Origin of the sequence: Nonomuraea sp. NPDC001636, from assembly GCF_040298265.1 — a bacterium.
Taxonomy (GTDB): Bacteria; Actinomycetota; Actinomycetes; order Streptosporangiales; family Streptosporangiaceae; genus Nonomuraea.
The window spans coordinates 1-1,224 of the sequence record NZ_JBEOZT010000102.1 but is presented as its reverse complement, the minus strand read 5'-3'; the positions used below and the strand labels follow the sequence as shown (position 1 = coordinate 1,224).

General features: G+C 36.4%; 2 protein-coding genes. Both read right to left on the bottom strand.

Annotated elements, in window-relative coordinates; translation table 11 throughout:
• The coding region (locus ABT158_RS51230; protein ID WP_352366783.1) for a polysaccharide biosynthesis C-terminal domain-containing protein at positions 1-337 on the bottom strand (337 nt) is incomplete at its 3' end.
• A gap of 58 nt (positions 338-395) precedes the next feature.
• A complete protein-coding gene (locus ABT158_RS51225; protein WP_352366781.1) occupies positions 396-1,076 on the bottom strand; it encodes an IS6 family transposase in 681 nt (226 codons plus the stop codon).
• Positions 1,077-1,224 lie beyond the last annotated feature (148 nt).

The window sequence follows — 1,224 nt, the reverse complement described above, 5'->3', positions numbered from 1 at the left end:
GGGCAAGGCATAGATACAAGACTTTACTCGGCAGATAAAATAAACAAAGAATTTGTACCAAAATGATCACAAAATTACTTATAAAAGTTCGCCATTTAATCTGAATCACCACAAATTTTTGCGTATCCTTGACACGAAATAAAAACGTTGTTAAGAATCCAAGCATTGAAGCTAATCCAGCACCATTCAAGCCAAATAATGGAATAAGTAATACTTGTGCAATGACACAAACGATTGCTCCAAATAAAAATGTGATAAATCCTCCTGTAGTTTTTTTAACTACAATATAACTTGTTTCAAAAAAATTTGCAAAGCTAGAAAATAATGCTGAGAGCATGAAAGGTTCTGTTGCGAAGTTTGAAAATCAAACGCGCTCTCTCTGAACTCCAAATATCTTAGGCTGGTATTCCCATTAATACCTTGATTTCAGTAGACACCGAAAAGCCGAAGAGCGTTCCATTTCTTCGGTTCTTTTTATATATTCCTCGAATGGTCTCCATGCCCTTAATCGTGGAAGAGGCTGTACGGAGACTTTGATAAAATTTATTCCGTCGTTTAATAGGTCGATGGTCTTGTTCTATTAAATTGTTAAGATACTTCACAGTTCGGTGCTCTGTCTTAGGATATAAACCCACACTCTGTAACTTTCTAAAGACGGAGCCAAGAGAAGGTGCTTTATCGGTCACAATTGCTTTCGGCTCACCAAACTGTTTATGGAGTCGTTTTAAGAAAGCATAGGCTGCTTGCGTATCCCGTTTCTTTCGTAACCAGATATCTAAGGTTAAGCCGTCCGCATCAAGTGCACGATAAAGATAATGCCAACGTCCCTTAATTTTGATATAGGTTTCGTCCATTTTCCATGAATAGAAGGATTGTCTATTTTTCTTCTTCCAAAGATAATAGAGGACTTTGCTGTACTCTTGCACCCAACGATAAATCGTAGTATGACAAACATTTATTCCACGATCATATAACAATTCCTGAACTTCACGATAGCTTAGATTGTAACGCAGGTAGTAACCAACAGCGACAATAATGACGTCTTTTTTGAATTGTTTGCCTTTAAAATGATTCATTACTCTGTCCTCTCTGTCTTTTTTCTCAATTTTACACTAAAATAGATTTTTTGGAAAACTTTGCAACAGAACCTACTAGACAAAAGATCGGCTCCTAAAAATGGGTTTGTGATAAACACCATTTTAAAGGAAGCTGGTCTTTTTTGTC

Coding starts and splice junctions, on each gene's coding strand:
- ABT158_RS51225 (WP_352366781.1), bottom strand. CDS start 1,076: ATGAATCATTTTAAAGGCAAACAATTCAAAAAAGACGTCATTATTGTC.